Origin of the sequence: uncultured Veillonella sp. (assembly GCF_915069625.1) — a bacterium.
Lineage (GTDB): Bacteria > Bacillota > Negativicutes > Veillonellales > Veillonellaceae > Veillonella.
This window is the reverse complement of record NZ_CAJZFD010000045.1, coordinates 1-12522: the sequence shown is the minus strand read 5'-3', so window position 1 is coordinate 12522 and position 12522 is coordinate 1. Positions and strand designations below refer to the sequence as shown.

Below are 12522 nucleotides of genomic sequence, written 5' to 3'. Positions count from 1 at the left end.
AAATTTAAGGTATATTAATATAGCTTAAGGTTATCGGTTCATATATTTGTAACCGTTGATTTAAGTGGAAGCGTATTAGAGGATAGATATCTTTTAGTACTACAGGTAGGAGGCCCTTATGAAGTTACGTAAAGTAGGTATTATTGGCACTGGACATGTAGGTTCTCATGTAGCATTTTCCCTTGCTCTACAAGGTGAAGTAGATGAATTGTATATGATGGATATTGACGAGAAAAAAGCTAAAGCACAAGCCATGGATATCAATGATGCGGTTAGCTACATTCCTCACAAAGTGACAGCTACTGCTGGCCCAATTGAAGAATGTGGGGATTGCGATGTTCTCGTATTTAGTGCAGGTCCTTTACCAAATTTATACCAAGATCGCTTAGAAAGTCTTGGTGATACCGTTGAGGTTCTAAAGGATGTCATCCCTCGAATTAAAAAGTCTGGTTTTGATGGGTTTATTATTTCTATCTCTAATCCTGCTGACGTTGTAGCTACATATTTATGTAAACATTTAAATTGGAATCCAAAACGCATTATTTCCAGTGGTACAGCTTTAGATTCTGCACGGTTACAAAAAGAATTGGCTCGCATTTTTAATATCAGTAATCGTACAATTACAGCATATTGCTTAGGTGAACATGGCGGCAGTGCTATGGTGCCATGGTCTCATGTATATGTACAAGGAAAACCTCTTGTAGAATTACAACAAGAATTGCCTCATAGATTCCCTACACTTGACTATACGCAAGTGCTAGATGATGTTAAAATTGGTGGTTATCATGTATTAGCCGGTAAAGGTTCCACAGAATTTGGCATTGCCAGTGCAACTACAGAATTAATTCGCGCTGTATTCCATGATGAAAAGAAAGTATTGCCATGTTCTTGCTATCTAGATGGACAATATGGTGAAGAAGGTATCTTTGCATCTACACCAGCAGTTATTGGTAAAGATGGCATTGAAGATGTATTTGAATTAAAGCTTACCGAAGAGGAATTGGCTTTGTTTAAAAAGTCTTGCGCTGTTATTCGTGAATACGCTCATAAAGCAGAGTCTTTATAAGGCTCGTATCTGTTATATAAGTCTAATGCTGATCTAGTGCTGATAATAAATATCTATATATAGAGATAATATATAGACTTAAAGGAAACTATAGATAATTTTATTTAGTCCCTAACAAGGTTCTATGATATAATTAAAAAATGACAGTATACAGATGATGAATATTTTTGGGGGACATTATGAGTCAAGACACTATGGAAGTACAACGTCCAAAAAGGCCGCGCAAACGGGTTCGCCCTAATCGCAAAGCGCAGGATCAACGTATTATCCTCATGTGGATCAAGCGAATTGGTATAGGGATTATGGTGCTGCTATTGTTAGGGCAAGCCTATCGCTTGGTGGCTGTATATCAAGAAAAACAACATATTGAGCAACAATTGCAAGAATTAAAACAGCGAAATGAAGAACTAGAACAGGAAAAGGCAAAGTTGCAAGATCCAAAGACCATCGAGGGGGTGGCTCGAGAGGAGTTAGGCCTTGTTAAACCTGGTGAAGTACCTTATGTAAAATAGGTTGACTTTAGTAATTTAGATTCGCATTAGTTTGTAGTTTGAGGTTTCCGCATTAATTAGGAGGTTGCATGGCAATCGAAGTTGGTAACATTATTGATGGTACCGTATCCGGTATTACAAAGTTCGGCGTATTTGTTGATTTAGGAGAGAAACAAACAGGTCTAGTTCATATTTCTGAAGTAGCGCATGGGTATGTCGAAGATATTAATGCCGTATTAAAGGTTGAAGATCCAGTAAAGGTTAAGGTTTTATCTATTGAAGGTAACAAAATAGGCCTTTCTATTCGTCAAACACAGCCTAAAGAGACAGTAAGTGAAGAACGACGTCCTCGTCGTGTTCAATCTAAACAAAGTACAGAGGCTTTTGAAGCCAAAATGAAATCATTCTTGCGCGATAGCAATGAACGATTGCATGATTTAAAACGTAATACAGAAGGTAAACGCGGAGGCCGAGGCGGTCGTCGAGATTAATAGTGAGAGATGGCATTGAGCCATCTCTTTACTTATGTATAGGCATTCACAGTATAATAGTGTTAGAGGAATACTAATTATGTAAGGAGCGATTATGAAGTTAGCTATTATCGATATTGGATCTAATTCAGTGCGCTTATTATTGGCTACCTATGAGAATAATATATGGCACTATGAGCCAAAACAGTTATGGACTACTCGATTGGGACAACGAAATGCAGATGGTACATTGCGATCTGAATCGATGGAGTCATCGTATCAGGCCTTTAAGGATATTAAAAAATTGGCAGACCAATATGGTGCGGACTATTGCTTTGGTTTTGCTACTAGCGCTGTTCGTGAGGCTCAAAATGGACTTGAATTTATGGAACGAATCACCGAATACTGCCCTATGGAATGGCGAATTTTATCAGGTGATGAAGAGGCCATTTATGGATTTAATGGTGCCTTGGGAGATCAGTTGAATGACGGTCGTCATTATACGACTATCGATATTGGTGGGGGTAGTACAGAACTCGCTTTAGGAAATAAAGACGGTGTATATTGGAGTCGTTCTTACCCAGTGGGAGCAGTGCGTTTACAATCTATGTCTGACGAAGGACCTCAACGGGTATGGGAAGAAACTCGATTCCTTTGGGACCCGATGATGATTCAAGGCGAATTTGGTGAATTTATTGGCATTGGTGGTACCTTAACGACGCTAGCGGCTATAGATTTAGGCCTTGAAAATTATGATGGCACAAAGGTGCAAGGTCATAAATTAAGTCGTGAAACAGTAGAGGGCATCATTTTAAATTTGCGTTACATGAGTCGCGAGGAAAGATTACAGGTAAAAGGTTTACCTGCAGGCCGTGCCGATATTATTGTAGCTGGTGCAGAAATTTTGACGTCCTTTATGGATGCCTATGAGGTGCCTCATGTATTTGTGAGCGACCAAGATGGTATGGAGGCGATGGCCCGTGAATGTGAAAGCACTCGTTCGAACCGTTAATCACACCTTAAAATCGCATAATCTATTTCCTGAAAATAGTCGAATCTTAGTGGCGTGCTCTGGTGGACCTGATTCAATGGCTCTATTACATCTATTGAAAGACATTGCCATACATCGACATACAACGTATGAACTAGGTGTGGCCATCGTAGATCACTGCATTCGTCCTGAAAGTAAGGAAGAGGTTTTGTGGCTCCAACAGCAAGTAGAAAATTTAGGATTACCATTTTATTCTGCTACATTTGATGTGCCTCGCTTGAGCAAGGAACAAAAAATGTCTGAAGAAACTATGGGGCGTCAAGTACGGTATCAATGGCTTACAGAGGTTGCAAAGTCTGAAAACTATGATTATGTTGCGGTGGCTCATCACAAGGATGATCAAGCAGAGTCGATTCTAGCACATATCATCAGAGGTTCGGGATTAAATGGTTTGGCCGGCATGTCTGTAGTAAGCTCTGAATATGCTACTCCTGTAATTAGACCGCTGTTAGAGGTTACAAAAGAAACCTTACTGGCTTATTTAGAGGTGAAGGGGATTTCCTATTGTGTTGATTGTACGAATGAAGATGTGCGATACCAACGAAATAGGATTCGGCATCGTATTATACCTGAGTTAGAAGCTATTAACCCTAATGTAGTAGATGCTATTGCTAGATTGGGAAATTCCGTACATGAAGATTTACTAGTTATGTCTGATTTAACGGAGCAAGCTTTTGAAAAACTTGTGACTGTAGGTGCTGATGGGGTGAGCTTATCTCGCCGTGCCTTACGACAAGAATCTTTGGCGATACAACGGCGCTTATGGCAGCGCTTAGTGAGTGCTGTGGACTCAGATATAACGCTGACATCAGCTCATCAAGATCAATTACTCGATATTGTTAACACCGGGGAAGAGAAAACTTTCACTATTAAAAGTATAAAAGTAACCGCTCAATGTGATACAATAAAAGTATATTGCGAACATTAATATGAATCGTGGAGGTCATATAGATGCATCAAGATGCAAAAGAGATTTTATATACAGCGGAACAATTACAAGCTCGTGTAGCAGAGTTGGGTAAAGCAATTAGCGAAGACTATAAAAATGAATCAGTTGTGCTTGTAGGGGTGTTAAAGGGCGCTGTCGTTTTCTTTACAGACTTAGCACGCGCTATTGATGATAGTGTAGATGTAAGTTTTGACTTTATTTCTTGCTCTAGCTATGGTAGCGGCACAACAAGTACAGGGGTAGTACGAATTTTAAAAGATTTAGATCGCTCTGTAGAGGGTAAGCATGTACTTGTTGTTGAAGATATCGTAGATACTGGTACAACATTACATTATTTATTAGAAAATTTACATGCTCGTGGTGCTAAAAGCGTACGCCTTGCAGCGTTGTTGAATAAACCAGATCGCCGTAAGATGGACGTAAATGTTGACTATGTAGGCTTTATTATTCCTGATTACTTTGTTATTGGTTATGGTTTAGACTACGCAGAAAAATATCGTCACTTACCATATATCGGTATTTTGAAGGAAGAAATGTATCAAAATTAAAAATATGATATAATATATGAGTGCATCTCTCAATGAGATGTACTCAATTCGTTTATACAACTAAATTACTATTGAAAGGGGTAATATTTTGGGTCGATTTACTAAAAATATCGTCCTTTATTTACTTATCATTGCCGCTTTCGTTATCGCCATTGACGCTTTCTCTGGTCAAAGTGCGAATAAATCTGAATTAAGTTACACAGGATTTATTCAACAAGTACAACAGAAAAAGGTTGAGTCCGTAACGATTACCAATGATCATGGTATTAAAGGTAAACTAAAAAATGGAACAGAATTCAATTCTTATGCGCCAAGTGATGAAACATTAATCAAAACATTACAAGATAATGGCGTAGAAATTACAGCAGCCCCACCTGAGCAACCAGCTTGGTGGATGAGCCTTTTAGGTTCTGCTATTCCTATTATCATCTTGGTAGTGTTGTTCTTCTTCATTATGCAACAAACACAAGGTGGCGGTGGCCGAGTGATGAACTTTGGTAAAAGCCGTGCTAAATTGATGGGTGAAGGTAATGTAAAGGTTAGCTTCAAAGATGTAGCAGGTGCGGAAGAAGCAAAACAAGAATTAGAAGAAGTAGTAGAATTCTTGAAGGATCCAGGCAAATTTACAGCTATCGGTGCTAAAATTCCGAAAGGCGTATTATTAGCGGGACCTCCAGGTACAGGTAAAACATTGCTTGCTAAAGCTGTTGCTGGTGAAGCAGGTGTACCATTCTTTACGATTTCCGGTTCTGATTTCGTAGAAATGTTCGTAGGTGTTGGTGCATCTCGTGTACGTGATCTTTTTACACAAGCGAAAAAGAATGCGCCATGTATTATCTTCATCGACGAAATTGATGCGGTTGGTCGCCAACGTGGCGCAGGTCTTGGTGGTGGTCACGATGAACGTGAACAAACATTGAACCAATTGCTCGTTGAAATGGATGGCTTCGGTGCCAACGAAGGTATTATTACCATCGCAGCTACAAACCGCCCAGATATTCTTGACCCAGCGCTCTTGCGTCCAGGTCGTTTTGACCGTCAAGTTATCGTAGGTCGTCCAGACTTACGCGGTCGTGAAGCAATCTTAAAAGTTCACGCTCGTAACAAGCCGTTAGCTGACGATGTAGACTTGAAAACAATTGCGAAGAAAACACCAGGCTTTACTGGTGCCGACTTAAGTAACTTGTTAAACGAAGCGGCTCTATTAGCGGCTCGTCTTAACAAAAAAGTAATCACTATGGCTGAAGTTGAAGAAGCTAGTGAAAAGGTTAGCATGGGTCCTGAACGCCGCAGTCACATTGTGAGTGATAAGGATCGCAAGTTAACAGCGTACCATGAATCTGGTCATGCCATTGTGGCACATTTGTTGCCTCATGCAGATCCTGTTCATAAGGTAACAATCATTCCTCGTGGCGCAGCAGGTGGTTACACTATGATGCTTCCTACAGAGGAACAAAACTACAAAACAAAATCTCAATTATTAGCGGATATTCGCGTAGCTCTTGGTGGTCGTGTGGCAGAGGCCTTGATTTTGGATGAAATCAGTACAGGTGCTTCTGGTGACCTTCAAAGTGTAACGAATACAGCGCGCGCCATGGTAACGCGTTGGGGCATGAGTGATGAGCTTGGCCCAATCGTATTTGGTGAACAACAAGAACAAGTATTCTTAGGTAAAAACCTTGGCCATGAACGCAACTACAGTGAAGAAATTGCTGCAAAAATCGATACTGAAATTCATCGTATTGTTGAAGATGCTTATAAAGATGTAACAAAACTTCTTAGCGATAACGAGAAATTCTTACATGATATGGCAAATGCTTTATTAGAGGAAGAAACAATCGATGCAAAAGCGGTAGATAATCTTTACAAATATGGTACAACAAAAGCCCCTGAAATAGAGGAACCTAAAGCTACGTTAGAAGCAGCAGGTATTGTAGTACCAGAGGTTGTTGACGCTAATGAGCACACTTCTACAGTGGAAGCTCCTAGTGAAACACCTTCTAACGAAATTAAATAATGGAAACTGTCCAAATAAAAAGAGCTGATCTCCTTGGAGACCAGCTCTTTTTATTGTCCATCGTTGATGTGACGGGTTGCTAAATATTCTTGTATGCGACGTTCCTTAAGTGATTTTAAGTATTTCTGTGCTAATACATTTGGTATGGCCACACCGACAGCGATGCCAACGATAGTTAAAATACCTGTTACACCATTTTGTACCATATAAACAAGGCCGGATTCATTGAGTGCATTGATGTGAAGCATATCGAAAAGAAAACGATAATATAGAATCCCTGGCATTAATGCGATAGCAGACGGAACGATAATAATCGTACTAGATGTTTTAAGCCAGGTAGAAACTTTTACATAAATAATGCTCATCACGGCGGCCCCTACAAAGGTGGCCCCGGCAATAGAGAATCCCAATTCAACAGCTAGTAAATTACGAATAAAGACACATAATACCCCGCCAATACCGATTGAGAGCAAGAGGCGTACAGGAGCGTTAAATAAAACAGCGAATGACGCAGCGGCCATAAAAGAACCTATAATCTGTTCAATGGATAGTACATGAGGTTTAATGTCTACAAAACTAAATGCAGGCATTGGACTAAAGTATAAGGCCATGGCCATACCTAAGGTCATACTACCTACGATGAGAATTGTTCTAATGGCTCGTGTAATACCCGATAGGATATGATTGTTTATTGTATCAATGACGGCATTAATAAGCGGTACGCCTGGAATCATAAATAAGGTACAGCATACGAGAACATAAACTAATGAATCCTGTTCAATATGTGAATAGAAACCGTAGGCAGAAACCATAGCGGCAAATCCACCTAATGCAATACCTACATACTCATTACAGCCTAAACGCACGGATAGAGTACGTGTGAAATAGCCGATTAGAGAACATATAATTGTTACTATAAAAGCTATCATATCACCACTATATAGAAAGGCGAGCCCTGCAGAACCTAGTGCACATGCAATACCCTTTATCCAATCAGGATATACAGGAATAGTAGAATCTAATTTTGAAATGAGCTGCTCATAGGTTGTGAGCGAGTAATGTCGTTCGAAGGCGCGCCATGTGAGTTTAGATACGGCATTGATCATGGCCATATTGGGAACATGAACTGGTGTTTTTCTGAACACCGTTATGGACCGTTCTTTGTGTAATAGATTTACCATGATGGTGGTATATGAAATATGAATGTTTAAGTAATTATGAGGAATACCCATAAATGTGGCAGCTTTTAACATCTCTTCAATGATCCGATTTGTATCAGCACCACATTCCATAAGTAACTTGCCTATGTTTAATAGAACATCAAGTTTTCTGTGAATATGGATAAATGGGTTCTCTAGAACTTCATTTTTTTCTTCTAATGTAAATTGTTGCATATATCTCCCCAGATAATGATAGACTATACTATTGTTATCTTTTACATAAGGTATAACTTAATACTACATGTATTATACCATTAATTATTTTAAATAATCCTTGCATTTTATAGGGTACACTTGTACAATCGAATTGTAAACCTAGGTTGACAAAGAAAGGGGCTCTAAACTATGCGTGATGAAGTATTAGAATTCTTGAGACAAAACCAAGGTAGTTTCGTATCGGGACAAGATATGTCAGAAGCGTGTCATGTTTCGCGCACAGCTATTTGGAAGCATATCAAAGCATTACGTCAAAAAGGCTACAAAATAGAATCTTATACCAAGAGGGGGTATCGATTATTGGAGGAACCTGATTTGTTGAGTCCATTAGCAATGAAGCAAATCTTAAAAACAGATGTATTTGGCAAACGGTATGTCTATATGGACACTACCGAATCTACAAACCTAGAAGCTCGTCGCTTAGCACAACAAGGTGCAGAAGAAGGCACTGTTGTTGTTACAGAGGAACAGGCTGCTGGACGCGGTCGTTTGTCTCGTGGATGGTATTCTCCATTCGGAAAAGGTCTATGGTTTAGTCTCATTTTACGCCCTGACTTTGCACCAGTAGAAGCACCGAAGTGTACATTGATGGCAGCCGTGGCATTAACAAAGGCTTTTCATAAAATGGGCCTTACAGATGCGGGTATTAAATGGCCAAATGATATCCTTGTAAATGGTCGTAAATTAGTTGGTATTTTGACTGAGATGTCCGGCTCTATGGAGGAAATTTCCTATATTGTTATGGGTATAGGTGTCAATGTTAAGACTAAACAAGAAGAACTTCCAGAAGAATTGAAGTTAATTGCTACGTCATTAACAATGGAAGGCATTGATATTGAACGGACAGAAGCTTTTAAAATTATTTTGGAATCCTTAGAACATCAATATTATGAAGTCCTCGATAGTGGCTTTGAGGAAACCTTAAATGAATGGCGCCGATTATCGGTAACCCTTGGCGAAGAAATTGAAGTGAGAGCACCAGGAAATACCTATGAAGGGGTAGCTACAGATATTGATGAAGATGGTAACTTATTAGTAAGAATCCCTGATGGGACAGTTAAACGTATTGTGGCAGGGGACGTGTCAATTCGTCCGCGCAAATAGGAGGCATTCATGTTATTAGTAATTGATGTGGGGAACACCAATATTGTTCTCGGTGTATACGACAAGACAGATCTTGTAGGTCACTGGCGTATTTCCACGGATCGCGTTCGGACCACCGATGAATATGGCATGTTGATGATGAATTTATTCTTCCACGATCGCAAGGTTGATGTGAAAGATATTAAAGATATTATCATTTCTTCAGTTGTGCCACCGTTGATGCCTACATTAGAACGCGTATGTTTACGTTATTTTAATGTAAATCCTCTCATTGTTGGACCTGGTACTAAGACTGGTATCGCTATTAAGTATGATAATCCTCGTGAAGTAGGGGCTGACAGAATTGTAAATGCTGTGGCAGCTCATGAACAATATAAAGGGGATTTAATCATTATCGACTTTGGTACAGCTACAACCTATTGTGCGGTTCAAGGTAATGGCGATTATATGGGCGGTGTAATTACTCCAGGTGTTACAATTTCTGCGGAGGCTTTATTCCAACGGGCTGCTAAATTGCCACGTATCGATGTCAGAGATCCTGGTCAAGTGATTTGTCGCAATACCGTATCTTCTATGCAATCTGGTATGTTCTATGGCTACGTAGGCCAAGTAGAAGGTCTCGTATCTCGTATGAAAGCTGAAATGGGAGGTCAAGTAACTGTAGTGGCTACAGGCGGTTTAGCACAGCTTATCAGCAGCGCTACAGACTGCATTGATCATGTAGAGCCTATGCTTACATTAGAAGGCTTACGTCTTATTTACGAAAGAAATAAATAATGCTACTATAATATAGTTACGTATATGTAACGAAGTAGTGTACATTCGGGTACAGCTTATGCTGTACCCTTTTTGTTAGGGGATATAGAATTATATGAACAATAAACAATGGCAAATAGGATCCGTCAAAATTGATGGTCAAGCCATATTAGCACCAATGGCAGGGGTTAGCGATATTGCCTATCGTTTACTTGCTAAAGAGCATGGCGCTGCCTTGGTATGTACCGAAATGGTAAGTGCTATGGGCATTAAATATAAAAATGAGCGCACTCATGAATTGTTGCGCCTTGAAGATGTAGAACGTCCTGTTTCTATGCAAATCTTTGGTTCTAATCCAGAGGCGATTGCCATCGGTGCAAAGGTTGTAGCTGATGCGGGTGCAGATATTGTAGATATCAATATGGGTTGTCCTGTTAAAAAAGTTGTTTCCTCAGGGGATGGCTCTGCACTTATGAAGAATCCTGATTTGGCAGCACGCGTAGCACAAGCGGCAGTTAAGGCTGTCGATGTACCTGTAACGGTGAAAATGCGCATTGGTTGGGATAGTGAATCTATCAATGTAGTAGACTTTGCAAAGCGCATCGAATCCACGGGGGTCGCAGCAATTGCTGTACATGGCCGTACAAAGGAACAAATGTACAGTGGTCATGCGGACTGGTCCTATATTAAGGCTGTAAAAGAGGCAGTATCCGTGCCTGTAATTGGCAATGGGGATATCGTGGAACCAGAGGATGCGAAGCGCATGCTCGATGAAACGGGATGTGATGCGGTAATGGTAGGCCGTGGTGCACAGGGCAATCCTTGGATCTTCGGTCGCATTCACCATTATTTAGAGACTGGTGAAGTGTTACCGGCGCCAACTGATATTGAACGTCTCGATATGTTGTTAAAGCATTTTGATCTATTGTGTCAATATAAGGGGGAGAGTATGGCTGTTAAGGAAATACGAACTCATGCAGGCTGGTATATGAAGGGACTCCCTGAATCTGCATATTGGCGCAATCGTGTGAATACAATTCATACCGTAACAAGCTTTCACAATGAGCTAGAATCATATCGTAAAATACTGTCTGAAATGTAGTTAGATTGACAAATGTACAGTATTTTTATATAATGGTTGAGATAATTTAGAAACAAAAGACAAGGTGTCATCTTACTATGGCACTTTTTTCTTATTTTATTTATATGTAGAAAGAGTGGGGTACCCATGGCAGACGTAAAAGAAACATTACTTACCGCCGAAGGTTTAAAGAAATTAGAAGAAGAATTAACGTATTATAAATCTGTACGTCGTATTGAAGTGTCTGAACGTATTAAGACTGCTATTGAATATGGCGATATCAGTGAAAACTCTGAATATGATGATGCAAAAAATGAACAAGCTTTCATCGAAGGTCATATTGTAGAGCTTGAAAATAAAATTAACACTGCGAAAATCATCGACGAATCCGTAAAAGGTGATGTTGTATCCGTAGGTAGCAAAGTAACTGTATTAGATACAATGTACAATGATGAATTAGAATATGTTATCGTTGGTTCCTCTGAAGCGGATCCATTTAACAATCGTATCTCTAACGAATCTCCTGTAGGTAAAGCTATTTTGGGCAAACGTAAAGGTGATGAAGTAGAAGTTTCCACACCAGATGGTCCTGTTACATTCAAAGTGTTAGCAATCCAATAATTTACATTTACTGACGAAGAGGCGATAACATGAGTGAAGAAATTAAAAATGTACAAGAAGAGCTGAATGAGCAAATGCAAATTCGCCGCGATAAATTGGCTGAATACGAAGCGGATGGTATCTATCCATTTGGTCAACGTTTTGTTGTAAAAGATAATGCAAAAGACATTAAAGATGACTTCTTCTTGAAATATGACGGTCAACCTGTAGTTATTGCAGGCCGTTTGATGACAATCCGTTCCCATGGTAAAACAGCATTTGCCAATATTCGCGATTTGTCTGGTGATATCCAAGTATATTTCCGCAAAGATGTATTGGGCGAAGATAATTACAAATATGTAAAAATGCTTGATATTGGCGATATTGTAGGCATTGAAGGCCATGTATTTAGAACTCACAGTGGTGAAGTTACGATTAAAGTCGACAAATTGACATTGTTATCCAAAGCATTGCGTCCATTACCTGAAAAATGGCATGGTTTAAAGGATACTGAACTTCGTTATCGTCAACGTTATGTAGATTTAATCGTAAATCCAGAAGTACGCGATACATTTATTAAACGTTCTAAAATCGTTGCGAAGATTCGCGAATATATGATGAACGATGGCTTCATGGAAGTGGAAACACCTATGATGCATCCAATTCCAGGTGGTGCTGCTGCTCGTCCATTCATTACGCATCACAATGCGCTTGATATTGATATCTATATGCGTATTGCACCTGAATTATACTTAAAACGTTTAATTGTTGGCGGTATGGAACGCGTATTCGAAATGAACCGTTGTTTCCGTAATGAAGGTATCGATAATCGCCATAACCCAGAATTCACAACTATCGAATCCTACCAAGCATATGGTGATGTAGAAGATGCAATTCGTTTAACAGAAAACCTTGTATCCTACTGTGCTCAAGAAGTACTAGGTACACAAGAT

At 39.6% G+C, this 12522-nt stretch carries 13 protein-coding genes; 12 read left to right on the top strand and 1 reads right to left on the bottom strand.

What is annotated here, in order from left to right:
- The first annotated feature begins 118 nt into the window (after nt 1–118).
- The 7 genes from QZ548_RS03795 (at nt 119) to ftsH (ending at nt 6592) form a co-directional block, all read left to right on the top strand.
- Nucleotides 119–1066, top strand: a complete 948-nt coding sequence (locus QZ548_RS03795) for an L-lactate dehydrogenase (protein ID WP_287533814.1) — start codon at nt 119–121, stop codon at nt 1064–1066.
- A 179-nt stretch (nt 1067–1245) separates the two neighbouring features.
- Nucleotides 1246–1578, top strand: coding sequence for a septum formation initiator family protein (locus QZ548_RS03790; protein ID WP_105090279.1), 333 nt, complete (start codon nt 1246–1248; stop codon nt 1576–1578).
- 68 nt (nt 1579–1646) lie between these two features.
- Complete coding sequence (locus tag QZ548_RS03785) at nt 1647–2048, top strand: S1 RNA-binding domain-containing protein (protein ID WP_295824406.1); 402 nt, start codon at nt 1647–1649, stop codon at nt 2046–2048.
- A gap of 94 nt (nt 2049–2142) precedes the next feature.
- Nucleotides 2143–3039 (top strand): phosphatase, encoded by an 897-nt coding sequence (locus QZ548_RS03780; protein WP_295868431.1) that lies wholly within the window; start codon nt 2143–2145, stop codon nt 3037–3039.
- Nucleotides 3008–4006: a tRNA lysidine(34) synthetase TilS gene (gene tilS / locus QZ548_RS03775; RefSeq protein ID WP_295868428.1), complete on the top strand. Its 999-nt coding sequence runs from the start codon at nt 3008–3010 to the stop codon at nt 4004–4006. The genes QZ548_RS03780 and tilS overlap by 32 nt, the downstream gene beginning before the upstream one ends.
- A 23-nt stretch (nt 4007–4029) precedes the next feature.
- Entirely contained in the window at nt 4030–4575 is a 546-nt protein-coding gene (hpt, locus tag QZ548_RS03770; RefSeq protein ID WP_105090283.1) for a hypoxanthine phosphoribosyltransferase, read from the top strand.
- 88 nt (nt 4576–4663) lie between these two features.
- A complete protein-coding gene (ftsH, locus tag QZ548_RS03765; RefSeq protein WP_295868426.1) occupies nt 4664–6592 on the top strand; it encodes an ATP-dependent zinc metalloprotease FtsH in 1929 nt (642 codons plus the stop codon).
- Nucleotides 6593–6642: 50 nt separating this feature from the next.
- Here the strand turns inward: ftsH and QZ548_RS03760 are convergent, their stop codons facing one another.
- Nucleotides 6643–7986 (bottom strand): threonine/serine exporter ThrE family protein, encoded by a 1344-nt coding sequence (locus QZ548_RS03760; protein WP_295868424.1) that lies wholly within the window; start codon nt 7984–7986, stop codon nt 6643–6645.
- Between the two features lie 171 nt (nt 7987–8157).
- On the opposite strand from QZ548_RS03760, the gene QZ548_RS03755 reads away from it, so the two are divergent.
- The 5 genes from QZ548_RS03755 to QZ548_RS03735 all read left to right on the top strand — a co-directional run.
- Nucleotides 8158–9132 (top strand): biotin--[acetyl-CoA-carboxylase] ligase, encoded by a 975-nt coding sequence (locus QZ548_RS03755; protein WP_295868423.1) that lies wholly within the window; start codon nt 8158–8160, stop codon nt 9130–9132.
- Between the two features lie 9 nt (nt 9133–9141).
- Entirely contained in the window at nt 9142–9909 is a 768-nt protein-coding gene (locus tag QZ548_RS03750) for a type III pantothenate kinase (protein ID WP_295824414.1), read from the top strand.
- A gap of 94 nt (nt 9910–10003) precedes the next feature.
- Nucleotides 10004–10990, top strand: coding sequence for a tRNA dihydrouridine synthase DusB (gene dusB, locus QZ548_RS03745; protein WP_295868420.1), 987 nt, complete (start codon nt 10004–10006; stop codon nt 10988–10990).
- 126 nt (nt 10991–11116) lie between these two features.
- Nucleotides 11117–11590 carry a transcription elongation factor GreA gene (gene greA, locus QZ548_RS03740; RefSeq protein ID WP_105086162.1) on the top strand — a complete coding sequence of 158 codons (474 nt, stop codon included), beginning with the start codon at nt 11117–11119 and terminating at the stop codon, nt 11588–11590.
- Between the two features lie 29 nt (nt 11591–11619).
- A partial coding sequence (locus QZ548_RS03735) for an amino acid--tRNA ligase-related protein (protein WP_295868417.1) occupies nt 11620–12522 on the top strand: 903 nt, incomplete at its 3' end.

Coding starts and splice junctions, on each gene's coding strand:
- QZ548_RS03795 (WP_287533814.1), top strand. CDS start 119: ATGAAGTTACGTAAAGTAGGTATTATTGGCACTGGACATGTAGGTTCT.
- QZ548_RS03790 (WP_105090279.1), top strand. CDS start 1,246: ATGAGTCAAGACACTATGGAAGTACAACGTCCAAAAAGGCCGCGCAAA.
- QZ548_RS03785 (WP_295824406.1), top strand. CDS start 1,647: ATGGCAATCGAAGTTGGTAACATTATTGATGGTACCGTATCCGGTATT.
- QZ548_RS03780 (WP_295868431.1), top strand. CDS start 2,143: ATGAAGTTAGCTATTATCGATATTGGATCTAATTCAGTGCGCTTATTA.
- hpt (WP_105090283.1), top strand. CDS start 4,030: ATGCATCAAGATGCAAAAGAGATTTTATATACAGCGGAACAATTACAA.
- QZ548_RS03760 (WP_295868424.1), bottom strand. CDS start 7,986: ATGCAACAATTTACATTAGAAGAAAAAAATGAAGTTCTAGAGAACCCA.
- QZ548_RS03755 (WP_295868423.1), top strand. CDS start 8,158: ATGCGTGATGAAGTATTAGAATTCTTGAGACAAAACCAAGGTAGTTTC.
- QZ548_RS03750 (WP_295824414.1), top strand. CDS start 9,142: ATGTTATTAGTAATTGATGTGGGGAACACCAATATTGTTCTCGGTGTA.
- dusB (WP_295868420.1), top strand. CDS start 10,004: ATGAACAATAAACAATGGCAAATAGGATCCGTCAAAATTGATGGTCAA.
- greA (WP_105086162.1), top strand. CDS start 11,117: ATGGCAGACGTAAAAGAAACATTACTTACCGCCGAAGGTTTAAAGAAA.